General features: G+C 46.2%; 19 protein-coding genes. All 19 read left to right on the top strand.

Annotated elements, in window-relative coordinates:
- Positions 1–233: 233 nt before the first annotated feature.
- The 19 genes from POREN0001_RS03860 to POREN0001_RS03765 all read left to right on the top strand — a co-directional run bounded on the left by POREN0001_RS03860 (position 234) and on the right by POREN0001_RS03765 (position 22,834).
- A complete protein-coding gene (locus POREN0001_RS03860; RefSeq protein WP_040580609.1) occupies positions 234–1,706 on the top strand; it encodes a 4-hydroxyphenylacetate 3-hydroxylase family protein in 1,473 nt (490 codons plus the stop codon).
- 23 nt (positions 1,707–1,729) lie between these two features.
- Positions 1,730–2,044: a NifU family protein gene (locus tag POREN0001_RS03855; RefSeq protein ID WP_004333297.1), complete on the top strand. Its 315-nt coding sequence runs from the start codon at positions 1,730–1,732 to the stop codon at positions 2,042–2,044.
- Positions 2,045–2,124: 80 nt separating this feature from the next.
- Positions 2,125–3,414: an acetyl-CoA hydrolase/transferase family protein gene (locus tag POREN0001_RS03850; RefSeq protein WP_004333217.1), complete on the top strand. Its 1,290-nt coding sequence runs from the start codon at positions 2,125–2,127 to the stop codon at positions 3,412–3,414.
- A gap of 8 nt (positions 3,415–3,422) precedes the next feature.
- Entirely contained in the window at positions 3,423–4,538 is a 1,116-nt protein-coding gene (locus POREN0001_RS03845; RefSeq protein WP_004333277.1) for a 4-hydroxybutyrate dehydrogenase, read from the top strand.
- Positions 4,539–4,587: 49 nt separating this feature from the next.
- Positions 4,588–5,946, top strand: coding sequence for an aldehyde dehydrogenase family protein (locus POREN0001_RS03840; protein ID WP_004333231.1), 1,359 nt, complete (start codon positions 4,588–4,590; stop codon positions 5,944–5,946).
- A 1,268-nt stretch (positions 5,947–7,214) separates the two neighbouring features.
- Positions 7,215–9,116, top strand: a complete 1,902-nt coding sequence (locus tag POREN0001_RS03830) for an InlB B-repeat-containing protein (protein WP_004333291.1) — start codon at positions 7,215–7,217, stop codon at positions 9,114–9,116.
- Positions 9,117–9,605: 489 nt separating this feature from the next.
- Entirely contained in the window at positions 9,606–10,136 is a 531-nt protein-coding gene (locus POREN0001_RS03820) for a transglutaminase-like domain-containing protein (protein WP_004333191.1), read from the top strand.
- Between the two features lie 192 nt (positions 10,137–10,328).
- Positions 10,329–10,829, top strand: coding sequence for a hypothetical protein (locus POREN0001_RS03815; RefSeq protein WP_040580642.1), 501 nt, complete (start codon positions 10,329–10,331; stop codon positions 10,827–10,829).
- Positions 10,830–11,223: 394 nt separating this feature from the next.
- Entirely contained in the window at positions 11,224–13,959 is a 2,736-nt protein-coding gene (locus tag POREN0001_RS03810; protein WP_004333279.1) for a TonB-dependent receptor, read from the top strand.
- Between the two features lie 281 nt (positions 13,960–14,240).
- Entirely contained in the window at positions 14,241–15,245 is a 1,005-nt protein-coding gene (locus POREN0001_RS03805; RefSeq protein WP_004333344.1) for an endonuclease/exonuclease/phosphatase family protein, read from the top strand.
- Positions 15,246–16,008: 763 nt separating this feature from the next.
- Positions 16,009–16,239 (top strand): 4Fe-4S dicluster domain-containing protein, encoded by a 231-nt coding sequence (locus POREN0001_RS09260; RefSeq protein ID WP_004333224.1) that lies wholly within the window; start codon positions 16,009–16,011, stop codon positions 16,237–16,239.
- 20 nt (positions 16,240–16,259) lie between these two features.
- Positions 16,260–17,345, top strand: a complete 1,086-nt coding sequence (locus POREN0001_RS03800; protein ID WP_004333337.1) for a 3-methyl-2-oxobutanoate dehydrogenase subunit VorB — start codon at positions 16,260–16,262, stop codon at positions 17,343–17,345.
- A gap of 171 nt (positions 17,346–17,516) precedes the next feature.
- Positions 17,517–17,708, top strand: coding sequence for a hypothetical protein (locus tag POREN0001_RS03795; RefSeq protein ID WP_040580603.1), 192 nt, complete (start codon positions 17,517–17,519; stop codon positions 17,706–17,708).
- A gap of 13 nt (positions 17,709–17,721) precedes the next feature.
- A complete protein-coding gene (locus POREN0001_RS03790) occupies positions 17,722–18,516 on the top strand; it encodes a thiamine pyrophosphate-dependent enzyme (protein WP_004333347.1) in 795 nt (264 codons plus the stop codon).
- Between the two features lie 18 nt (positions 18,517–18,534).
- A complete protein-coding gene (locus POREN0001_RS03785; RefSeq protein WP_004333203.1) occupies positions 18,535–19,080 on the top strand; it encodes a 2-oxoacid:acceptor oxidoreductase family protein in 546 nt (181 codons plus the stop codon).
- 138 nt (positions 19,081–19,218) lie between these two features.
- Positions 19,219–20,574: a T9SS type B sorting domain-containing protein gene (locus POREN0001_RS03780; protein ID WP_004333206.1), complete on the top strand. Its 1,356-nt coding sequence runs from the start codon at positions 19,219–19,221 to the stop codon at positions 20,572–20,574.
- A 132-nt stretch (positions 20,575–20,706) separates the two neighbouring features.
- Positions 20,707–21,255: an RNA methyltransferase gene (locus POREN0001_RS03775; RefSeq protein ID WP_004333342.1), complete on the top strand. Its 549-nt coding sequence runs from the start codon at positions 20,707–20,709 to the stop codon at positions 21,253–21,255.
- Positions 21,256–21,492: 237 nt separating this feature from the next.
- Positions 21,493–22,074 carry a Spi family protease inhibitor gene (locus tag POREN0001_RS03770; protein WP_004333219.1) on the top strand — a complete coding sequence of 194 codons (582 nt, stop codon included), beginning with the start codon at positions 21,493–21,495 and terminating at the stop codon, positions 22,072–22,074.
- Positions 22,019–22,834, top strand: a complete 816-nt coding sequence (locus tag POREN0001_RS03765; protein ID WP_083797834.1) for a C10 family peptidase — start codon at positions 22,019–22,021, stop codon at positions 22,832–22,834. Before POREN0001_RS03770 ends, POREN0001_RS03765 begins: the two co-directional genes overlap by 56 nt.
- Positions 22,835–22,839: the final 5 nt, after the last annotated feature.

Here is a 22,839-nt window from a genome sequence, read left to right as displayed (position 1 = left end):
AAGATTAGGGGAGAAAGACCACTTACAGGATGGCTTAAAACCATAGTTTGCAGCTTCTCCTATTGTGATGATACTCCTTTATAGTACAGGAGTATACGTTAGCCGCCTCTCTACATCGTTTTGTTGGATTGTGTTGGATTGGAAATAGATAACTACAATATAAGTCGATGGGTACGCCTCCCTTTTCTTGTGGCGGTGTGCACTTGGCAATAAAAAGGAAAGGAATTAAAGTTATGATGACGAGAGAAGAGTACATCGAGAGCTTGCGCAAACTCGATCTTAAGGTTTACTTCATGGGTAAACGCATTGAAAACCCCGTAGATCACCCTATTATCCGTCCCTCGCTCAACTCTGTTGCTATGAGTTATGAGCTTGCACAGAAGGATGAATATAAGGAGCTAATGACAGCTACCAGCAACATTACGGGTAAGACTATTAACCGTTTCTGCCATATCCATCAGAACGCCGGAGACCTCGTTAAGAAGGTAAAGATGCAGCGCCTTATGGGTCAGAAGACCGCCGCTTGCTTCCAACGTTGTGTAGGGATGGACGCTTTCAACGCGATCTATTCTACTACTTATGATATGGATCAAGAGCTCGGTACCGAATACCACAAGCGTTTCGTTAAGTACCTTGAGATGGTACAAGAGAGAGACCTCGTGGTGGATGGTGCTATGACCGACCCCAAGGGAGACCGCAGTCTTAGCCCTTCACAACAGCCCGACCCCGACATGTTCTTGCATATTACAGAGATCCGTCCTGATGGTATCGTAGTATGTGGTGCTAAGGCTCACCAGACCGGTGCTGTGAATTCGCACGAACATCTCATCATGCCTACTCAGGCAATGAAAGAAGAAGATAAGGCTTACGCTGTTTCTTTCGCCATCGAAAGTGACGCTCCCGGTATCATCATGATTTATGGTCGCCAGAGCTGCGATACTCGTAAGATGGAAGAGGGTGCAGACATCGACCTCGGTAACAATACTTTCGGTGGTCACGAAGCTCTTGTTGTATTCGACAACGTATTCATCCCCAACGAACGCGTGTTTATGTGCCAAGAGTACAAGTATGCTGGGATGATGGTTGAGCGCTTTGCCGGTTATCACCGTCAGTCTTATGGTGGTTGTAAAGTAGGTGTGGGCGACGTACTTATCGGTGCTGCAGCTCTTGCTGCTGACTACAACGGCGTACCCAAGGCTTCGCACATCAAGGATAAACTCATTGAGATGATCCACCTCAATGAGACCCTCTATGCTTGCGGTATTGCCTGCTCGGCAGAAGGTAAGCCGACTAAGAGTGGTAACTACCTCATCGACCTCCTCCTTGCTAATGTCTGCAAGCAAAACGTAACTCGCCTCCCCTACGAGATCGCTCGCCTCGCAGAAGATATCGCTGGTGGTATCATGGTTACAATGCCTGCTGAGCAAGACCTTCGCGACGATATGCTCGGTCCTGTTGTTCGCAAATACCTACAAGGTGCAGCAGGTACGGATGTAGAAAACCGTATGCGCGTGCTTCGTTTGATCGAAAACATTACCCTTGGTACCGCAGCTGTTGGTTATCGTACTGAGTCTATGCACGGTGCAGGTTCTCCTCAGGCTCAACGTATTATGATTCAACGTCAGGGCAACCTCGAGGCTAAGAAGCAACTTGCTCGTGAGATTGCACACGTTGATGTTTCTAAGGATCACGTTGCCGGTAAGTAAGCCGTAGCACCCCTGTAAATCCTATGAATTTAGATTTTGATGCCGTACAAGAAGTGCTAGAGACACGAGTTGCTCCGCAGCTCGCTCTGCACGGTGGTGGTGTCAAGCTCTGTAGCATCTCCCCCGAAGGCGACATCCGTGTCGCCTTCAAGGGAGCTTGTGCTACTTGTCCCTCTATGACCGAGACAATGGATGCCCTTGTCATGGGTCAGCTGCGTGCAGCATTCCCCGATACTCCTTTCAATCTAATTTTAGTCTGGGATACCGATGAAGAGTTGCTCCAAGAGGCTCGCAATATACTCCGAGAGTTGCATCAAAAAGAGAGCAACGATAGATAGTTTTGTCCCCCATCCCCGACAAGTAAATAATACAATCCCCATATACTACTAGCGAATAACCCACATTAGATATAACCTCGATGGAAGAGTACAAAAGTAAAGTCGTATCGGCTCAAGAAGCTATACGTGCCATCAAAAATGGCGATTCCGTTGTTTTGTCGCACGCCGCAGGAGCTCCTCAGCTTATTAGCCGTGCTTTGGCAGACAACTACCAAAACTATCAAGACGTAAAGATTTTCCATATGTTGGTGCTAGGGGATGCTCCCTATTGCGCACCGGAGATGGAGGGGCACTTCAGGCATGTAACCAACTTTGTTGGTGGCAATACGCGTCAAGCTCTTGCCGATGGGCGTGCTGATTTTATTCCCCTTTTCTTCTATCAAGTACCTCGCATGTTTGAGAATGGTGCGATACCGGTAGATGTGGCTGTAGTGCATGTTTCCGAACCCAACGAAGAGGGATATTGCAGTTATGGGGTATCTTGCGACTATACCAAGCCGGCAGCCGAACGCGCTAAGGTCGTGATTGCCGAAATGAATAAGCAGATGCCTTTTGTTCATGGCGACAACCTTATCCATGTATCTAAGCTCGACTATATCGTAGAGGCAGACTATCCTCTCTACGAAATAGCCCTCCCCACGATTGGCGATGTAGAGAAAGCTATTGGGGATAATGTAGCACATCTTGTACAAGATGGCGATACTCTTCAGTTGGGTATTGGTGCTATCCCCGATGCTGTACTGCTCTTCCTCAAGGATAAGAAAGACCTTGGGATCCATACCGAAATGTTCTCAGATGGAGTGTTGGAGCTCGTGCGTGCCGGTGTGATTACGGGTAAGAAAAAAGAGATCGACAATGGTAAGCTTACGGCTACTTTCCTTATGGGTAGCAGAGATCTCTATGACTTTGTTAATAACAATCCCGATGTACGTCTTGCGCCTGTGAACTGGGTTAACGACCCCGTTACGGTAATGAATTTTGATCGTATGGTCAGCATCAATAGCTGTATTGAGGTAGACCTTATGGGTCAGGTAGCTAGCGAAACCATCGGTTACAAGCAATTCAGTGGTACAGGTGGTCAGGTAGACTACGTACGTGGTGCCTCTATGTCTGGTCACGGTGTCAGCATTATGGCTATGCCTTCTACAGCTGCTAAGGGTAAAGTATCCCGCATTGTTCCTCTACTTGCAGAGGGAGCTGCTGTTACCACTTCGCGTAACGACGTAGACTATGTAGTGACAGAGTTTGGGGCTGCTAAGCTCAAAGGAAAGAGTCTTCGCGAGCGTGCCGAAGCTCTTATCTCTATTGCACATCCCGATTTCCGTCCTCAACTCCTCGAAGAATTTAATAAACGTTTCCCTTCAAAATAAACCAATCCATGCAATTATTTAAGCTAAGCACTAAGTTGCATCGCTCGGAAACTTTTGCCGAGTTTGCAAAGGATTTTGAGCTCAATGAGCACGACCTCGTATTGACTAACGAGTTCATTTATCAACCTTTTATGGAGAAACTTGGTCTCCCCTGCCGCTTTGTAATGCAGGAGAAGTATGGCCAAGGAGAACCTTCTGATGAGATGATGAATAGCATCCTCCGTGACCTCGGTGGTGCTTCTTTCCGCCGTGTAATCGCCATTGGTGGTGGTACGGTTATCGACATCGCTAAGCTCTTTGTAATCAAAGACCTTACTGATGTAATGGATGCTTTTGACCACAAGATCCCCTTGATCAAGGATCGTCAGCTCGTTATTATCCCTACAACTTGCGGTACCGGTAGCGAAGTAACCAATATTTCTATTGCAGAGATCAAGTCGCGCCACACTAAGATGGGTCTTGCTGATGACGTGATTGTGGCTGATGATGCTGTTATTATCCCTGAGCTTCTTGCCGGGTTGCCTTTCCGCTTCTATGCAGCTTCGTCTATTGATGCTCTCATCCACGCTGTGGAGTCTTACGTATCGCCCAAATGCAATCCCTATACACGTGTATTCAGCGTTGCTGCAATGGATACCATTATTGATGTATTCAAGAAGATCGCTGCTACCTCTCCCGAAGAGCGTCACAAGTACGCTGCCGATATGCTTATCGCTGCCAACATGGCGGGTATTGCCTTTGGTAATGCCGGAGTAGGTGCTGTACACGCGCTCTCTTATCCCTTGGGTGGTAACTACCACGTGCCCCATGGGGAAGCTAACTACCAGTTCTTTACCGAAGTATTCAAGCTCTATCACGCTAAGGATCCTAAGGGGGCAATTGCTCCTCTAGAAGCACACTTGGCAGAGTTGCTCGGCTCTACAGTAGAGAATGTGTACGATGCTCTTGATGGCTTGCTCGGTCAACTTATCAGCCGTAAGCCCCTCAAGGAGTATGGTATGAAGCCCGAAGAATGCCGTGGCTTTGCCGAGTCTGTACTCGTTACTCAGCAACGTTTGCTCAAAAATAACTACGTTCCCTTTAGCGTAGATGAGATCGAAGGTATCTACAATCGTCTCTTTTAATTGGGAATAATCCATCGTATCATAAAACAATACATATAGAATAAATCCAATGGAAATCAAAGAAATGGTGGCTCTTGCTCGCAAGGCCCAAAAGGAGTACCAAGCTACTCACAACCAGCAATCTGTAGACAATATCTGCCGTGCTGCTGCTAAGGTAATTTACGAAAACGCAGAAATGCTTGCTCGCGAGGCTGTAGACGAAACCGGCATGGGTGTTTACGAAGACAAGGTGTCTAAGAATCGTGGTAAGTCTAAGGGTGTTTGGTACAATCTTCACGACAAGAAGTCAGTAGGTATTCTCAATATCGACGAACGTACGGGTATGATTGAGATTGCCAAGCCTATGGGTGTAGTTGGTGCTGTTACTCCTACTACCAACCCTATCGTTACTCCTATGAGTAACATCATCTTTGCATTGAAGACTTGCAACGCCATCATTATCTCTCCGCACCCCCGTTCTAAGAAATGCTCTAAGCATGCCGTTGATCTCATCCTCGAAGCTATTAAGCCTTTCAACGTACCCGAAGGTATGGTACAAGTAATTGAAGAGCCCAGCATCGAAATGACTCAGCAGCTTATGGGTGCTGTAGACGTAGTAGTTGCTACCGGTGGTATGGCTATGGTTAAGAGTGCCTACTCTAGCGGTAAGCCCTCTTATGGTGTAGGTGCCGGTAACGTACAGGTTATCTTCGACAGCGATATCGACTTTGAAGATGCTGCAGAAAAGGTTATCTATGGTCGTTCTTACGACAATGGTATCATCTGCACCGGTGAGCAAAGCGTTATCTATAACGAAGCTGATAAGGATGCTGTTTTCGCAGCTCTCCGCAAGCGTGGTGCTTACATCTGTACAGAAGAAGAAGGTAAGAAGATGCGTGACCTCCTCTTCCAAAACGGCGGTCCTATCAACAAGGACGTTGTAGGTCAAGGCGTTCAGAAGATCGCTAAGATGGCTGGTATCAACGTACCCGAAGGCTCTCGTGTAATCATCGTAGAAGCTAACGGCGTTGGTGAAGAAGATGTAATCTGCCGCGAAAAGATGTGCCCCGTAATGTGCGCACTCAGCTACAAGCACTTTGAAGAAGGTGTGGATATTGCATGCCGCAACCTTGCTAACGAAGGTAACGGTCACTCTTGTGCCATCCACTCAAACAACCAAGCTCACATCATCCTTACAGGGTCTAAGGCTACGGTTTCTCGTATCGTTGTTAACGCTCCTAGTGCAACAACGGCCGGTGGTCACATCCAGAATGGTCTTAACGTAACCAATACGTTGGGTTGCGGTTCTTGGGGTAACAACTCAATTTCTGAGAACTTTACCTACAAGCACCTTATGAACATCTCTCGCATCGCTCCTCTGAACCCTGCGATCAAGGTGCCCAACGACCAAGAAATTTGGGAACTCTAAGATATTCTCAGTGTAGAGAATAGGGGAGGTGTGATCTAGTATCTTACTCCTCCTACATTATAGAGGAAGTCGCTCCTTTTCTGGGGGTGGCTTCCTCTTTTTTTGTTGTGTATCCAAAGGTGAGGGGCTCGAAAGAATAGTCCCCAACGGACTCATGGAGGTGTGTTATAGGATGAGACTTATAGTGGATTTATTGTGGGGAAGTTGTTTTATCGTAGGGCAAGAGCCTCTTCTTTTGAATGCCCTATGATGCTGATCTCTCCCTTGATGAGGTATCGCTATAGGGATATCTTTTTTCGCCGAGAGGGGAGAGGAGTGAGAAAACCAGCCTGCAAGTCCGGCTCCTTTTAGCTGAAAATAATCCCGATGCTGCCCAAAACTTTTTTATTTTTCAGCCGGAATCGGGAGTCTGTTCTAGGTGGTAATAGAGAAGTTTTCACCTGAAGGTTTTTTTGTTATGGGGTTTCTCTTAAAGGGGGAGGAGGGGAAATCCCCCTATAGCTACTCTCTTTTTCTTGGGTAATTCCCTTGTCTCGCACACCTCAAAACTCTTTTCATTCTGCAAGAGGGTAGTTTTGATTCTCGGGAAGGGATGCTCTCTCTTAGTGTCTAAAATCCATTAAACCTGTCACTGCTAATCGGTTGTTAAACAGGAAATTGATAGGCGTTTTTAGATTAATTCCGTGAAAAAGGTCAGAATGAAAGAATGCAAGATTTTGCAATGTTTTTGACCGATTTTGCAAGATTTTATTCGTGAAAGTACCCTACCTTTGCCTCCAAGAAAACAGGGTTCGTCGTCGTAGGGGTACGAATCAGAATAGAAGAAAACGAGTCACCTATTTATAAATAAAAGTTAGGAGGCCATATGATAAAGAAAAGCACAAATCGTTCCGGAGAGCGTCGGGCGGAAATCCTTAGAATCCATGAAAACTGCATGGAGCTTCTCTCCATTGTGTATGAGAAGGTCAATGCGAAGTTCGCCCGGCGTGAAGAGGGGCAACGGGAAAGCAAGCCACAGCTACGACGAGCAATCGCTCCGAGCAATCTTGGGCTTGCTCCCTCCTCTCTTCTTGGCTACAGCTTGAGATCATCTTGCTTTCTTGCATAGAACAAAATCAAATGGACAAACAATAGAATCTAGTAGTAACACAGAAAAGTAAACCTAAAAAGGAAAGTGAAACTAGTCTTGCCTACTCCTCTCTCTTTAACTAAAAGGAAAAAGAGAAACAAAAGGGGAAAGAAAATCAAGACATAAATCGAACAACGACATGAAAAAAATGGTACACAGAGGATGGCTATACGTAGCCTCCGTAGCCCTATCAGTACTAGGGCTGGTAGCAATTTCCTACACCGCTTCGGCACAAAATCTTTGGGTGTTAGGGAAGAAGATTGATAATCCGCTCAACAACAGTGCTTCGGAGAGCCATTCTGGATACGATCTAGAGAGTGAAGAGAATTGGAACGGATATTGGTCTTGGGATCATAAAACCAAGATCCTTCACGTTAAAAACCTTGAAAGTAACATGGATGTACGCTCTTTCTACGCGGTGGATATCCCTGATTTTAAGATAGAAATAGAGGGAAGCTGTACGTTAGAGGGGGCTGAATCGACATTTTCTGCGATAGCCTGTCTAGGTAAACCTTCCTCTCCTTTCCGGATTATGGGAAAGGGGGAGAAAGCCTATTTGACCATCGAAATTACGAGAGAAGGTTCTACTGGGATTCTTATTGGAAATAAGAAGGATATGTATGTAGACAATTGTTATGTACAGATTGCTACTGCTTATTATGGAATCAGGGGTGAAGGGGATGGTTCCGAGGTAGGAATAAGGCTCCAAAATGGGGGTGAGATAGATGTTTGGAGTACTCAACCCTCTATTACATCCATCGGAGACTACATCGAAGTAGAGGAGGATGGAGACTGGGTGGATATCAACAAGAGCACAACGTATGCTCTGACTGCTCTGCATCCTGAACGTCCGTTGAAGTATGAGAGAGGGAGTATCGTGTATGCTTCTGGGGATGATGCCGGAACTGCTGTAAAGTCACACTGGGTTATGCTCTCCCCCTACTATCCCATCCGGATTGGGAACTTGAAGTTACGCAGGGCTAGAGTTATTTTGACCCCCGAAAAATACTCCACTGTTATCACCTCCGGAAGTGTGGAATACGATGCTAAGAATCACTCGTTGACCCTTGACAATGCCGCTATTCCTAATGGGGTTGTCTCTTATCACCCTTCTAAACCCTTGACAGTTAAGTGTAAAGGAGCAAATAAGGTGGGTGTAATCCCAGGAAATGCGGCTATCACAACAAAAGACCATTCCAGCCCGACGATTATGGGAATCACTGAGAGAGCCTCTCTCAAGATATATCCTGCCATGATGAATAATATGTTTCTGCCAGGGATTTGTGATGATACTAAAAAAGGAGATCTCTTGATCAAAGATATCGACCTTGAGGTAGAGAACTATGCAAGAAGCTGTATTTGCGCCACTGGGAGTAACAAAAGGATGGTTTTGAAAAACCTTAATGCAGAGCTTAGTACAAAGGGTGTTTTGATCGAAGGATTTAAGACGTTGGTGATTGAGGATGCTTACATTGCCATGCCTTTTGGTGCTGTAGTGAAGGATGGAACCATCAAGCTTAATGGCGAGCCTCTTAAGGATGTTAGATGTAGGATTCAGAAGGGCAATGCTCCTACCTTTGCCGTAACTGCCCAAACCCCTCAGAATGGAAAGATTAAGATCAAAGGTTATGATGATCTAAAGAATGTTCCTTATAATACGGAGCTTACAGTAGAGGTGACACCAAATCAAGGCTATATGCTTGACAAACTTACGGCAAATAGTTTGGATATCACAGCTACGAAGAAGTTTTTTGTGGAGAGGGCAACTACGGTAAAGGCTACCTTTAAGAAAGACACTGCATTGGAGGATATTGCTAGTACGGAGGTACTCCTTTATCCGAATCCTACGGAAGAAACAACGACTCTCTCGGGTGTAGAACCGGGTGCGATGGTACAGGTCTTCTCAATTGATGGCGTAGAGGTGCTTCGTATAGTAGCTGATGAAGCAGGCGTAGCACGTCTCGACCTTGCAGGCGTAGTAGCTGGCAAGTACTTCGTGAAGAGTGGTAAGACAACGATGGTTTTACTTGTTACGAAATAAATTCTATTGACTTAGAGGAGAGAGGGGGAGGGCTGCCTTTTCCCTTGGGGAAGCTTCCCTTGCCACTCTTCTCTCCCTTTATCGGAGTCGGGGTTGTGGATTTGCCCACAACCCCGACTTCTTTGTTTTTACATCCTGAGGAGCAGCACCTTGTAACTAAAACGAGTATATTTGCGTTGTCAACTCAAGAGATCTCCCCCGTAAGTGAAACCCTCCAACTTCGGGAGATGGAGCAGTGGGAGGATATGTAGATGTAAAAAGCGATGAAAGGACTTTTAGTTGGGGCTGCTATTGGATTTATAGCAGGAATGATTGATGTAATACCAATGCTAAATCTTTATGGAATAAAAAAGAGAGGAGACTCGTTAGTGAGCTAGTTGCGTTACTGATTGGTCGAAGTTTTCGAGCCATAGTTTTGAAGCCTTCATTTGTGGGGGAAACAGCGGTGATGTGGTTTCGGGGATGATGAAGGACAATTCGATTGTGTAAATGGAAAAATATTTGAGGGAGACTCCTCTGCTCAACTTCTCGGACTCATCAATACAAAAATTGGTGGAAGATCGTAGATGGATAGAGTCCCCAGAGTTTGAGCGAATCAAGTCCATATACGAGTTCGTTCGCGACGATATCCTATTCGGATATAATATTGACGACAATATCTCTGCATCCAAAGTGCTGTCCGATGGTTATGGACAGTGCAATACAAAGGGGATATTGTTTATGGCTCTTCTTCGGGCTTGCCATATCCCATGTAGGATTCATGGTTTTACGATAGATAAGAGACTCCAAAAAGGAGTGATGACAGGGTTTGTCTATCGAAAGGCTCCTGATTGTATCTTGCACAGTTGGGTCGAAATATATTTTGAAGAGACATGGTACGAACTCGAAGCCTTTATTTTAGATAGGGCTTATCTTGACCAACTACAGAAAATCTATGTGGATTGCAGAGGGGCTTTTTGTGGATATGGAATTGCCGTTGCGGACTTCGAACATCCCATAATACATAATAGACTTCAATAGGAATAATACGTACATCCAGAGCGAAGGGATCAATCAGGACTTGGGAGTTTATGAATCTCCCGATAGTCTGCTAAAGGAGCACCGACAGGAAATCTCCGGAATTAGAAAGTTGGCATATCGTCATTTGGGGAGACATCTGATGAATTGCAATGTGAAGAAAATAAGAAACAGAAGAAGAGCAAAAGATATATGATGCATGACTTTACAACAGCGTTGTGTAGCAAGGTGAGAAATGGACGAATCCCCGAAGAATATGATTTCTTTGGTATTTTGATAGGGGAATGGGATATTGTATGGAATGACCATTTGGAGGAAGTCAATCCTAGAAAGGTAAAGGGCGAATGGATTTTCTCCCGAGTGTTGGATGGAACGGCTGTGCAAGACCTTTTTATTGTCCCCTCTCGTACGGAACGTTTGCGAAACAAACAGCCTGATGCCGAATATGGAACAACGCTCCGTATTTATAATCCTAAGATCCTGGCGTGGGATGTTTTTTATGGTTGTATGGGTGAGGCTATCCGACTTACCGCTCGAAAGGTCGGTGAAGAGATTGTCCTGACAGAAAACACAACAGAGCGAATGAGATATGTATTCTCCTCTATCACCTCATCCTCTTTCCTCTGGAGAAAAGAGATTTTATGTGAAAATGACGAATGGAAAATTATAGCAAAAGTAACAGCCGTGAGGAAATGATAGAAATCTTGTCAGTTAGTAAGTGTTATGAATTCCTCTCATAAGAATACAATCACCTATGAGTTTTCGTTGGCTTCTGAATGAAATGGGAGTGCTTTTGTGTTGTCATGGTCAATAGGATGATTGGGTGATGAAGAAAAATTTATGTGTAAAATTCAGTAGAAGGTTGCTATAGGGCAGGGTATTAAAACGATTCTCCTAGGGGGGGGTGTCTCTGTCATAGTGTTCTTGCTTTCTTGAAAATGCTGATGTTTTAGGTTTTTTTTGAAAGAAAATCTCTTCTCTTGATCGGGAGATTTTTGTTCATTCTCTTGATAATGGCTGGTACATGGCAAAAATGGGGTACCTTTGTACTCGTATAGAAAATATGAACGCATAGAAAGTACGAAAAACTATGAGACAGAATGTATTCCGTTTGCTCTGCGCTGTCGCGCTTATGATAGCAGGGGTAGGAGTGTCCTTTGCCCAGGTTGTGGTGACCGGTCAGGTATTGGATGCTGAGAATAATGCTCCCATTGTTGGAGCATCCGTAACTACGGGACAAGGATCTACCCTCAGGGGGGTGACCACCGACCTCAATGGTAAGTTCCGTATAGATGTACCTCATCGTGCCAAGATTACGATTCGTAGCATTGGTTACAATCAAATTATTTTGGATAAAGTAGGTACCGGAGCTAAGACTGTAGAGCTTGGGAAAATCTTATTGACTCCCGACGCTGTGAGCCTTGGTCAGGTAGAAGTGATTGCTTCTGTGGTGCCTAAGGATCGCAAAGTGCCCGTGCCGGTGAGCAATATTTCCCTCAAACAAATTGAATCCAAGGCCTTTAACACAGAGTTCCCGGAGCTTCTTAAGTCCACTCCTTCTGTGTACGTTACTCGTTCCGGAGGTGGTTTTGGGGATTCTCGTATCATGATGCGTGGTTTCGATACCGACAACCTCGGGGTACTTATCAATGGGGTACCTGTAAACGATATGGAAGGCGGTAAGGTGTATTGGAGCAACTGGGCTGGACTTTCGGATGTATCTTCGATGGTGCAAGTACAACGCGGTCTCGGAGCTTCTCGCCTCGGTATCTCCTCTGTGGGGGGTACTATTAATATCGTAACCAAGAACACTGATGCTAAAAAAGGCGGTAATGTCTTTATGGGGGTTGGTAACGATGGTTATGTAAAGTACGGCTTCAATCTCTCTACCGGTCTGATGGAGAATGGTTGGGCTATCACGGCTTCTGCCAATACTTCTTATGGTAATGGTTACGTAAAGGCAACAGACTTCCGTGGGTATAGCTACTTCCTCAATATCTCTAAGAAGATCAATGAGGCACACACCCTTTCGTTTACCGCTTTTGGTGCTCCTCAGTGGCACAATCAGCGTTCTTCTCGCCATCTCCAATCTCAATACGACAACCACCCCGATGGCACTCGTATGAACCTTGAGTATGGTTACCTTGATGGTAAGGTGCTTACTCCCCGCTACAACTTCTACCATAAGCCCCAGCTCTCTTTGAACCACTACTGGACAATTAATGACAAGTCCTCTCTCAGCACGGCTCTTTATGCCTCTATAGCTTCGGGTGGCGGTCGTCGTGTAGATGGACTTAAGGATAAGAATGGCTACTATAGCAACTGGATTGAAACCTACAAGGGGCAGCGTTCTTACAAAGTGATCAAGGACAATGCTGGTAATGTTATAGGTCCTAACCCCACGAACTTTAAGGCTACTCCCGATGGATTGATCGACTGGGAAGCTGTGTATGCTGCCAACGCTGCTAATGGAGACAAGGGCTCTCAGGTAATCCTTGGTAACAGCGTGAACAATCATAAGTGGTTCGGATTGCTTTCTTCTTATCGCAATCGCCTAGACGAAAACTTCACCTTGACCACCGGTTTTGATGGCCGCTACTATCGCGGAGACCACTATAAAGAAGTTTACAGCCTCCTTGGTGGTCAAAACTTCCAAAGTCTTCTCTTCCAATCTCAAGTAGATGCCGGGAAGACAGCGCTCAATAAGGGAGATAAATATGATTACCACAATATAGGAGAGGTTGTTTGGGCTGGTCTATTTGCTCAGGGAGAGTTCACGAGCGAAATGTTCGACGCTTTCTTGTCAGGTTCTTTGACCTACGAAGGGTATCGGTATCTCGTACCCGAAGGTTATAGTGTGACGAATCATGCTAACTTCCTCAAGAACCCTCTCTACGGACCTGACTTTGTAAAGCGTACGGCAAGTGACCGAGTAAATCTCATGCCTTGGAGCATCAAGGCAGGGGCTTCGTATAAGTTCCTTGATTATAACAATGTTTTCTTCAACGCGGGGTACTTCACTCGTGCTCCTAAGTTTGCCGGAGCATTCCTCAACTATTCGACTCAAGTGAATAAGCACCTCACCAACGAAAAGATCATGACGGTAGAGCTCGGCTACGGCTTCCAGAACGAAGTCTTCCGCGCCAACCTCAATGGTTACTTCACAAAATGGGATGACCGCTTCCTCCGTCGTAATAGTGTGTTAGAGAAGAATCAGTACTGGAACTTCCGTAACCTCTCGGCTCTTCACAAGGGTATTGAGCTTGATTTGGAATACCGTCCTGCTAAGGAACTCCGTCTTACCGGTATGTTCTCTCTTGGTGATTGGCGCTGGGGTGGTATCTCTAAGTACGATATCTACAACGAGTCTCAGGAGCTCTTGGGTGAAGGTCAGATCGACCTTAACGGCGTACACGTAGGTAACTCAGCACAGATAACTGCTGCCGTAGGTTTTGATTGGGAAGTATTCCCTCGCCTACATCTACGTGGTAACTACAACTACTATGGCAAGAATTATGCAGCCTTTGAGCCTACAAACCGTCTCACTAAGAAGGGTACTGAGGTAGAAGTCTTCAAGGGCGATTCTTGGAAGATGCCTAACTACTCTCTCGTAGACCTCTCTGCCAGCTACAACTTCGAGGTCTACAAGGGTATGAATGCAACAGTCTTTGGTGGAGTGAATAACCTCCTCAACACCAAGTATATTGCAGATGCTACCGATGGAAGCAAGGTTGATGCAACTACAGGCCTCCGCACGGGCGAAGACGCTCTTGTATGGTACGGCTTCGGACGCACCTGGCAAATGGGTATGCGTGTGAACTTCTAATAAGTCCAAAGAATGGGAGGAAAGGTTAGCCTTTGCCTCCTCCTCAATAAAAATGATAGATCTACCTTCGTCTATCTACAAGCCCTCCCTTTGTTGCAAGACTAAGGGGAGGGCTTCCCTTTTTCGTTCGCGTTCTCCGAAAGGGGAGGGGCTATTGAAAAGCTTTATACTATTATTATATACTTCTCTTCTGCAAAGGGAAGTTTCTTGATGAGGAAAAGACCATGATACATACGAACCGACGGCGGATTCGCGTATGTGTGCTTTGTTTACTACTACTGATGGCTAGACCCATAAAAAAGGCGCGAGGAGAACGGATTAAGGTAATGACCTTTAACGTAGAAAACCTCTTCGATACGATGCATGATGAGGGGAAGAATGACTATGAATATCTCCCCGAAGGAGCTAACGAATGGACTCGAGAGCGTTATCTCCGCAAGCTGCGCAATGTGGGCGAGGTAATTAGTGATGTGGGAGGAGTCGGATGGCCCCTACTGGTCGGTTTGGTAGAGGTGGAAAATGAAGTGGTTATGGACGATCTCTTGCACAGCACTCCGCTCGGGACAAGAGGATATGAATATGCCATTACCCATAGCCCGGATGAGCGGGGCATTGACGTTGCCCTACTATATATCAAAGACCTATTTTGCCCCGATAAGGTAGAGGAGTTTCAGGTAAAATTTCCCCATAGCCCCCATACACTCTCTCGCAATATCTTATACGTGCATGGTCATCTTTTCAATGGTGTGCCACTGCACGTTATGGTCGTACACTTGCCTTCGAGACGAGAGGGGAAAAGGGCTTCGGATCGTAAGCGAAAGGATGTAGTCTCTCTGTTGCAAGCTAAGTGCGATAGTATATTGAATAAAGAACCGGGAGCTTCCATCCTAGTGATGGGTGACTTCAACACCACGCCCCGTGACCCTATCACGCATGTTTGGGCACATCCCCTAGCCTCGAGGCGAACAGCCTATCGTGCTGATTTGATGTACGACCTCACCTCTCTTGTCCCCTCCGGAGTCATCCCCGGGAGCTATCGCTACCGAGGGGTATGGCAGCAAATCGACCGCATTGTGGTAAGTGGGAGCATGCTTTTGGCAGACAATCCCATTACCTACCTTTGGGAAAGTGCGCGTTCCGTGATGATGCGTCGCTGGATGCAGCAGGATGCCGATGGAGAGCTCTCTCCAAAGCGCACCTATGGAGGCCATTTCTATATGGGAGGTGTCAGCGATCATCTGCCTGTAGTGGCTCAGTTTGTTCTCGCTCGTAAAGAAGAGTCGTAAGTAGACTCCCTAGCTCCCTTGCCCTCGGCTTCTCATCTCTACGGGCAAGAAGACCAAGCCCCAGAGCTCAGAGCGGTTTTTACGTCTCTTCTCCAATCGTTTTAACCACTGAGAGACACATGCGAGATAGTAGGCTAAAAAGTGCTCAAAACCTTGCCCTAAATATTTCCCGTTCTAGGCCTAAAACGAAAAATTCCCTGCTTGGTTTTTATTTATTTTTCAGGCAGTAATGCACCCCTTTTCTAGGCAAGAAAAAATCCTCAAAGGAGCGGTATCTTTTTCTGCCCAACCTATTCTTCTTTTGCTTTTTCTCTTCAATTTTCCCCTTAAAATGGGGAATAGTAGCGATAAATAGCGACTCAATAGTTCGAATTGCTTAGTGCAGATGGCATTTTCTTATAAGAATGTCCTGAAAAATTTTTAATTGAACACCCTCCCTTTTTCGTTCTATTTTTGACATATTCTTACTAGTTACATCTTGAAAGTAATGAGTCATCATATAAAATTCTTATTGTCCCATTTGCAAGGAGGCATTCTAGCAACAATCTTTATCGCATTAAGTAGGTATGTATCGGATTTTAGTTGTATCTTTGGAGAGCGGATGAGAATGTATGAAAAAGGGCTTCCCCGGCATAGCTTCTCAGCTAGCGGATCAGCTCCCTTTCTTGTCCCCCTCTCTCAGAGGAAGAGTACGTGTGCGTAAGAAAGGTCGTAAAGGAAGAACAGAAAGAGAACATATAATTCTAATAGACAGATAGATATAATGGCGAAAGTTAGAGGAGCTGTTGTAGTCAATCAACAGCGTTGTAAAGGTTGCAATCTCTGCGTTGTGGCTTGCCCTACGCAGGCGATTAGCTTGCATCCCGATCACATGAATGACAAGGGATATCACTATTGTTACATGAGCAATCCTGAGGCTTGCATTGGCTGCACTAGTTGCGGTATGGTATGCCCCGATGGTTGCATCTCAGTGTATAAAGTAACTCAGAAATAAGCTAAGGACTACAAAGAGATATGGCAGCAGAAATTAAACTGATGAAGGGCAATGAGGCACTAGCTCATGCCGCTATTCGTGCAGGTATGGATGGTTATTTTGGCTATCCTATTACTCCTCAATCCGAAGTACTTGAGACTCTCACTGCAGAAAATCCTGAAGATGTTACCGGTATGGTGGTGCTACAGGCCGAGAGTGAAGTCTCTTCTATCAATATGGTCTATGGCGGTGCCGGTGCCGGAAAGAAGGTGATGACCTCTTCTTCTAGCCCTGGTGTTAGCCTTATGGCAGAGGGCCTTAGCTACCTTGCCGGTGCAGAACTTCCCTGTCTTGTTGTAAACGTTATGCGTGGGGGTCCGGGGCTTGGTACCATCCAACCCAGCCAGGCAGACTACTTCCAAGCAACTAAGGGCGGTGGTCATGGCGACTATCACCTCATTGTACTCGCCCCCAACTCGGTACAAGAAATGGTAGACTTTGTAGACCAAGGTATCGAACTTGCATTCAAGTACCGCAACCCCGTGATGATGCTTTCTGATGGTATCATCGGGCAAATGATGGAAAAAGTAGAGCTCCCCGACTTCAAGCCTCGCCGTACCGATGCTGAAATCAAAGAGCAATGCCCTTGGGCTACTACCGGTGCTACGGGTGGTAAGCGTCGCATCATTACGTCACTAGAGCTCGACTCTGCCGTAATGGAGCAGAACAACGAACGCTTCCAAGCTAAGTATGCCGAAATCGCTAAGAACGAAGTTCGCTACGAAGAATATATGACAGATGATGCCGACTACGTGCTCGTAGCCTTCGGGTCGTCCGCTCGTATTTGCCAAAAGGTGGTACAGATTGCTCGTGAGAGCGGTATCAAGGTCGGTCTTCTCCGTCCTATTACTCTTTGGCCTTTTGCTTATGACGAAATTGCTCGCCTCAGCAAGCAGGTAAAGGGCTTCCTCTCTGTAGAGCTCAATGCCGGTCAGATGGTAGAAGATGTACGCCTTGCAGCCGAAGGTCGCGTGCCTGTAGCTCACTACGGACGTATGGGAGGGATGCTCTTCTCTCCGGACGAAGTACTTGATGCCCTCAAAGAACGTATCATTAACCGTAAGTAAAGAGAGTAACGAGAGATTCCTTGGCATATAGCACTCTCCCTTCTTTTAGGGAACGGCCATAGAGAGATACCTTATAGTATCAATCCACTCCCTAGAATGGGGTAAGGCACTGTAAGAAAGAAAGAGAGAGAGAGCAAGTCAAAAAAACTACTCCGGAGAGCGGGCGAGAATATGAAAGAGAAGAACCTCAAACGATGGATCACCATCTGCGACATAGCATTCTTTGCCCTGGTCGTACTGATGATCGCCCTTTTCTTTTTCTTTCGCTCCAATGAGGGGAATAGACTAGCCTTCCTCTGGGCTGCGATCCCTGCGGTGGTAGTGCGTGTTGCTAGCTATGTGCTAAGACATATAAACCGATAAACAAGATATTACAATGAATACGACAGACGAAAAGGTTCTCTCTTTTGAAGACATCGTAAAGCCGGAGAACTTGGTGTATGAGAAGCCTCGTCTTCTCAACGATAATACGATGCACTACTGCCCAGGTTGTAGCCACGGGGTTGTGCACAAGTTGGTTGCTGAGGTAATCGACGAAATGGGACTCGCAGAAGAAAGCGTGGGTATTGCTCCCGTAGGTTGCTCTGTGTTTGCCTACAACTACATTGATATCGACTGGCAAGAAGCTGCTCACGGTCGTGCTCCTGCTCTTGCAACAGCTATCAAGAGATTGTATCCCAGCAAATTGGTTTTCACTTATCAAGGTGACGGTGACCTCTCTGCTATCGGTACAGCTGAGACGATCCATGCTGCCAACCGTGGTGAAAATATCGTGATCATCTTCATCAATAACGGTATCTATGGTATGACCGGTGGTCAGATGTCTCCCTCTACCCTCGTAGGTATGAAGACGGCTACTTGCCCCTATGGTCGCGATGTAAAGCGCAATGGTTACCCCATCTCTATGTCTAACCTCTTGGCCGAGTTGGATGGTACTTGCTATGTAACTCGTCAGACGGTACACACTATGCCTGCTGTACGCAAAGCAAAGAAAGCACTCATTAAGGCTTTCGAAAACTCAATGGCCGGCAAGGGTTGCTCTGTAGTAGAGATCGTTGCTACCTGTAATACGGGTTGGAAGATGTCGCCTGCTAAAGCTAACGACTGGATGATGGAAAATATGGCTCCTAAGTACACATTGGGAGACCTAAAAGATGTAGATAACCAATAATCCCACGAGATAAGTAAGATGACACACGAAATAGTAATTGCAGGCTTTGGTGGTCAAGGCGTGCTCTCATTGGGTAAGATCCTAGCCTATTCCGGGCTAATGGAGAACAAGGAAGTTAGCTGGATGCCTTCGTATGGTCCCGAGCAGCGCGGTGGTACGTCTAACGTTACCGTTATCGTAAGTGATGAGAAGGTTAGCTCTCCGGTTGTGAACCAATACGACATCGTTATTGCGCTCAATCAACCCTCACTCGATAAGTTTGCTCCCCGCGTAAAGAAGGGTGGTATCCTTATCTACGAACCCAATGGTATCCATACTAAGACTACGCGCGATGATATCCGCATCTACTCGGTAGATGCTACCGAAGAAGCTCTCAAGTTGGGTAACGACAAGGCTTTCAACATGATTATCCTCGGCGGTCTTCTCAAGATCGTTCCCGTGGTAAAACTTGATAGCGTGGTGGCTGGTCTCAAGAAGTCTCTTCCCGAGCGCCATCATAAGCTCATCCCCATGAATGAGGAAGCAATCAAGATTGGTATGACTGCCATCAAGCAGGAGAACTAATCGAAGATCTTTCTCTCTTATTTTAAGTATCGGCACTCCTTGTCTCCCTCTTTCCTGGGGGAGCAGGGAGTGCTTCTTTATCTTCTCTTTCCCCTGTTGTAGCCATACTATTTTGCCTCTCTTGGGCGTTATTCTATCATGAAGAAGGTATTCTATTTTTTGCTCCTTCTCTGTTTTTCTTTTGGGTTGTCGCCTCATCTTTGGTCGCAATTCAGGGTAGAGGGAGCTCGCTATACAGAGGCAAAAGCACCCGAGGGGCAGCGAATGAAAGTGCTGCTTCTCAATGGGGTCTCGTCTGCCACCACGCTTTACTTTACGGCCAATAGCGGAGAGCAACTCATGACCTATACCGAAAGTCTGAGGGATGCTAAGCCGGTTGCAACGGCGCAGCACAATGGTATGGCGTGGCAGTTGGTCAATCCTCCCCTAGGATGTGGTTATTTCATACAACCCTCACAGGGTTTGCCCGATGCTTACTACTGGCTTATTGACTATGCAAAGCAGCCTTTCCCCAAAACTCCTTTTGTGGCCGAGGTCGATAGCGAAAGCCCTTGTGAGCGAGTAGTACTAAGGGCAGAAGGCGGGTTTACGGACCTCTCTTGTTATACTCCACAAGGCGTTTTGACGCCTATCGCTCGTACGTACAAAGTGCAGTATCAAGACCAAGAGTACGATGCCGCCAATACTATCTTTGTGGAGAAAAAAAGGGTGCAAATGCTACAGCCTCAGCAGGGTGTATTGCGTCTACTAGCCCCTCTTACGGATACCGAATTCACTCTCTTGGGCGATGCTTTTTCCGAAGAGTTGGGATACAATTTTGAACCCCTTCACACCCAAAAGCTATTGGGGCAGCGAGTGGAGGTGCATGGGGACTTACGTTTAGTTGGCTCTACTTCTAAGGCCGACTCTTTGCCCAAAGGCTCTCTACCTCGCTCTCTTTCGGCTCCGGCACAGATCGAGATGCATGCTATTGGCAATGCTCCGGTGGCAATGCTCTTTCAGTGGCGTATCGTGCGAGGGGAGGCAGCGAATGCAGGAAACTCGTCTGTAGTATTCCAGTATTCCGGAGCAGATTGTAGTTACACTTTTACGGAGGCCGGTGCCTATACGATCGAGCTTTCGGCGACCTCTCGCAACGGAGTTTGCAGTGCTTCCACAGACAAAGTCACCACCTCGGTGCAGACTTCTCGTCTAGAGGTTCCCAATGCTTTTAGTCCCACTTCGTCCCCCGGGATCAACGATGTGTTCCGTGTGGTACATACCTCGCTTGTGGAGTTTGATGGACGTATCTACAACGAGTGGGGCAACGAATTGTACCATTGGACGGATCCTAATGGCGGATGGGACGGCACCTATCGGGGGCAATCGGTCTCGGGAGGCGTCTACTATTATGTGATTTACGCCCGAGGAGCCGATGGTAAGGTGTACAATGAACGAGGCCATATCAACGTCTTAGATGGGGATCTGCAAAGCAGCCATCCAAATTCTTTCTAACGACTTTCCCAAATACTTTCCCCAGCAATTCCCCCTTTTTCTTCTTGTATCCATGTCCGATGATGGGAGAGAGAGGCGGTGCTTTAGGTCTAATTTGAGTACCTTCGCCCCCACATTGGCATAGTATAATATATGAGAAAACTCAAGATAGAGGAGATGCAACGGCTCGATGTAGAGCAGTTTCGCAGCGAAGAGAAGGTGCCCCTTACGTTGGTATTGGATAATGTCCGTAGCTTAAATAACGTAGGGAGTCTCTTCCGCACCGCAGATGCCTTTCGTCTAGAGGGTTTGATTCTTTGCGGTATTACGGGATTACCTCCCCATCCCATGATTCACAAGACGGCACTTGGAGCCGAACTTAGTGTAGCGTGGGAGCATGCAGAGTCTACCCTGGAGGCGGTAGAACAGCTCCGTAGCAAAGGGTATAAGATTTGGGCTCTAGAGCAGGCAACGGATAGTTTATGTCCCGAAGAATCTCCGCTCACTCCGCCCGAGCGAGTTGCCTTGGTCGTTGGAAACGAAGTGCATGGTGTAGCGGACGACGTTATTGCTTGCGTTGATCGTTGCATTGAGATCCCTCAATATGGCACCAAACACTCCCTTAATGTGAGTGTGAGTGCAGGGATCGCCATCTATTCTATTGTGGCAGAATATTTACGGACTATGCCCAACCCTGAATAGCTTCTCCTCCGAGACACACAACATACGCCCACAGAGGAGAGAAGTCACAAGGAGTATACACACACTTAACTAAACTCAAAAACTTTACAGATTAAACTCTTGGCAAAAAAGGCCCATAGGCAAAGAGATTGTCGAAGTATAGATTAAAATATCCTTCTCAAAAGGTTGAGTATTTCAATTTTATTCATACATTAGCAGCGGAATTTATTACCAACAAGAAAAGAAAGGATTTGTCGTATGATTACAAAGAAATCTGTACTCTACCTCTCCGCCCTAGCATTACTCTTGGGGTCTTGCGCTAGGGGCACAGTGTCGTCCAACGAAGTAGTGCCCAAGCTCCCCAAAGAACAAGCAAACCAAGAGGAGGAGAATTTCCAACGAAGCTCAAGCGAAGCCATTGCTGTTGCCCAATCATTTTTAGGTACAACGGGAGACTTGAGAAGCCTGAGTGAGGCTCATTTCGACCTTGACTTTGTAGTGCCTCCCTCCAAGCCTCAGCTGCGAGCTGCGGATGGTAGTGTCGTAACGCCTGTAGATACACCACTCTTTATTATTAATATGCCCAACGAAGGAGGATTCTTCTTAGTTTCGGGAGATACTCGTATGCCTGACCTCTTAGCTGTAACAGAGCATGGGAATTTGGACAAGAGTAATGCTGATGTACCTCCAGGGCTCGCCGTGTTTTTGTCTCGTCTACCGATTTACTATGAAAATAAACTGAAGGCTGGTAAGGGGATTATACCAGGAGATCATATAGATCCAGATGATGATGGTCCTTACAACCCACCTCACGATACTTTTTCTCGCTTTGGAGAATAAAGAATTAAAGCCGCTTGTCCAAACTCATTGGCATCAAGGAACTCCATTTAATGATCAGGCTCTTGAGATTAGGGGGGAACATGCAGCCGCTGGTTGTGTTAATATCGCATTTGCTCAATTGATCGCCTTCCACCGTAAACCTAATTCATTTCGAGGTCTTGATTTAAATTGGGATCTATTAACCAATCCAATGGCTTATCCTGATCACAATAAAGAATATACGACAATGGTTGCACTGCTTTGTCGCAATCTCGGTGATGCAACAGGTACATCTTGGGGATTAGCTAGCGATGGAGGTTCTGGAGCACATGAGAGTATGATCCCGAAGGTATTGGGTCGTGAAATGGGATACACATCTCCCTCTAAGGTAGAAGATTATTGTTCAAATTTGGTTTTAAGCTCTCTTCGGGAACAGCATCCTGTCCCAATTGTTTTGTCTGGATTTAGGGAGAATTCTTCTTTCGGATGGTGGATTTTCAAGATCCAAATCCCATCTAAAGGACATACTTGGCTTGTTGATGGATTTCTTGACCAGAAACGATTGGTAGAGAAGATCTCCAAAGAAACAAAGAAGGTGGTATCGTCTTATTGGCATCATCGTACCCTTATCCACTGTAATTGGGGGTGGGAATCTCTTTCGGAGGGATATTATGCTCCTGATGTTTTCAATGCTACAAGCCCCGTATTACGATCAGATTCCGATGATGGGACTCGTTACTATCAGTACGGACTTACATGTATCAGAGATATTAGACCCTAAATATA

Source organism: Porphyromonas endodontalis ATCC 35406 (genome assembly GCF_000174815.1).
Lineage (GTDB): Bacteria > Bacteroidota > Bacteroidia > Bacteroidales > Porphyromonadaceae > Porphyromonas > Porphyromonas endodontalis.
The sequence above is the reverse complement of the archived record's forward strand: the minus strand, read 5'-3'. Positions and strand labels throughout refer to the sequence as shown.

Excerpts from the sequence above, each read along its gene's own strand:
- POREN0001_RS03860 (WP_040580609.1), top strand. The coding sequence starts at position 234 with ATGATGACGAGAGAAGAGTACATCGAGAGCTTGCGCAAACTCGATCTT.
- POREN0001_RS03855 (WP_004333297.1), top strand. The coding sequence starts at position 1,730 with ATGAATTTAGATTTTGATGCCGTACAAGAAGTGCTAGAGACACGAGTT.
- POREN0001_RS03850 (WP_004333217.1), top strand. The coding sequence starts at position 2,125 with ATGGAAGAGTACAAAAGTAAAGTCGTATCGGCTCAAGAAGCTATACGT.
- POREN0001_RS03845 (WP_004333277.1), top strand. The coding sequence starts at position 3,423 with ATGCAATTATTTAAGCTAAGCACTAAGTTGCATCGCTCGGAAACTTTT.
- POREN0001_RS03840 (WP_004333231.1), top strand. The coding sequence starts at position 4,588 with ATGGAAATCAAAGAAATGGTGGCTCTTGCTCGCAAGGCCCAAAAGGAG.
- POREN0001_RS03830 (WP_004333291.1), top strand. The coding sequence starts at position 7,215 with ATGAAAAAAATGGTACACAGAGGATGGCTATACGTAGCCTCCGTAGCC.
- POREN0001_RS03820 (WP_004333191.1), top strand. The coding sequence starts at position 9,606 with ATGGAAAAATATTTGAGGGAGACTCCTCTGCTCAACTTCTCGGACTCA.
- POREN0001_RS03815 (WP_040580642.1), top strand. The coding sequence starts at position 10,329 with ATGCATGACTTTACAACAGCGTTGTGTAGCAAGGTGAGAAATGGACGA.
- POREN0001_RS03810 (WP_004333279.1), top strand. The coding sequence starts at position 11,224 with ATGAGACAGAATGTATTCCGTTTGCTCTGCGCTGTCGCGCTTATGATA.
- POREN0001_RS03805 (WP_004333344.1), top strand. The coding sequence starts at position 14,241 with ATGGCTAGACCCATAAAAAAGGCGCGAGGAGAACGGATTAAGGTAATG.
- POREN0001_RS09260 (WP_004333224.1), top strand. The coding sequence starts at position 16,009 with ATGGCGAAAGTTAGAGGAGCTGTTGTAGTCAATCAACAGCGTTGTAAA.
- POREN0001_RS03800 (WP_004333337.1), top strand. The coding sequence starts at position 16,260 with ATGGCAGCAGAAATTAAACTGATGAAGGGCAATGAGGCACTAGCTCAT.
- POREN0001_RS03795 (WP_040580603.1), top strand. The coding sequence starts at position 17,517 with ATGAAAGAGAAGAACCTCAAACGATGGATCACCATCTGCGACATAGCA.
- POREN0001_RS03790 (WP_004333347.1), top strand. The coding sequence starts at position 17,722 with ATGAATACGACAGACGAAAAGGTTCTCTCTTTTGAAGACATCGTAAAG.
- POREN0001_RS03785 (WP_004333203.1), top strand. The coding sequence starts at position 18,535 with ATGACACACGAAATAGTAATTGCAGGCTTTGGTGGTCAAGGCGTGCTC.
- POREN0001_RS03780 (WP_004333206.1), top strand. The coding sequence starts at position 19,219 with ATGAAGAAGGTATTCTATTTTTTGCTCCTTCTCTGTTTTTCTTTTGGG.
- POREN0001_RS03775 (WP_004333342.1), top strand. The coding sequence starts at position 20,707 with ATGAGAAAACTCAAGATAGAGGAGATGCAACGGCTCGATGTAGAGCAG.
- POREN0001_RS03770 (WP_004333219.1), top strand. The coding sequence starts at position 21,493 with ATGATTACAAAGAAATCTGTACTCTACCTCTCCGCCCTAGCATTACTC.
- POREN0001_RS03765 (WP_083797834.1), top strand. The coding sequence starts at position 22,019 with ATGATGATGGTCCTTACAACCCACCTCACGATACTTTTTCTCGCTTTG.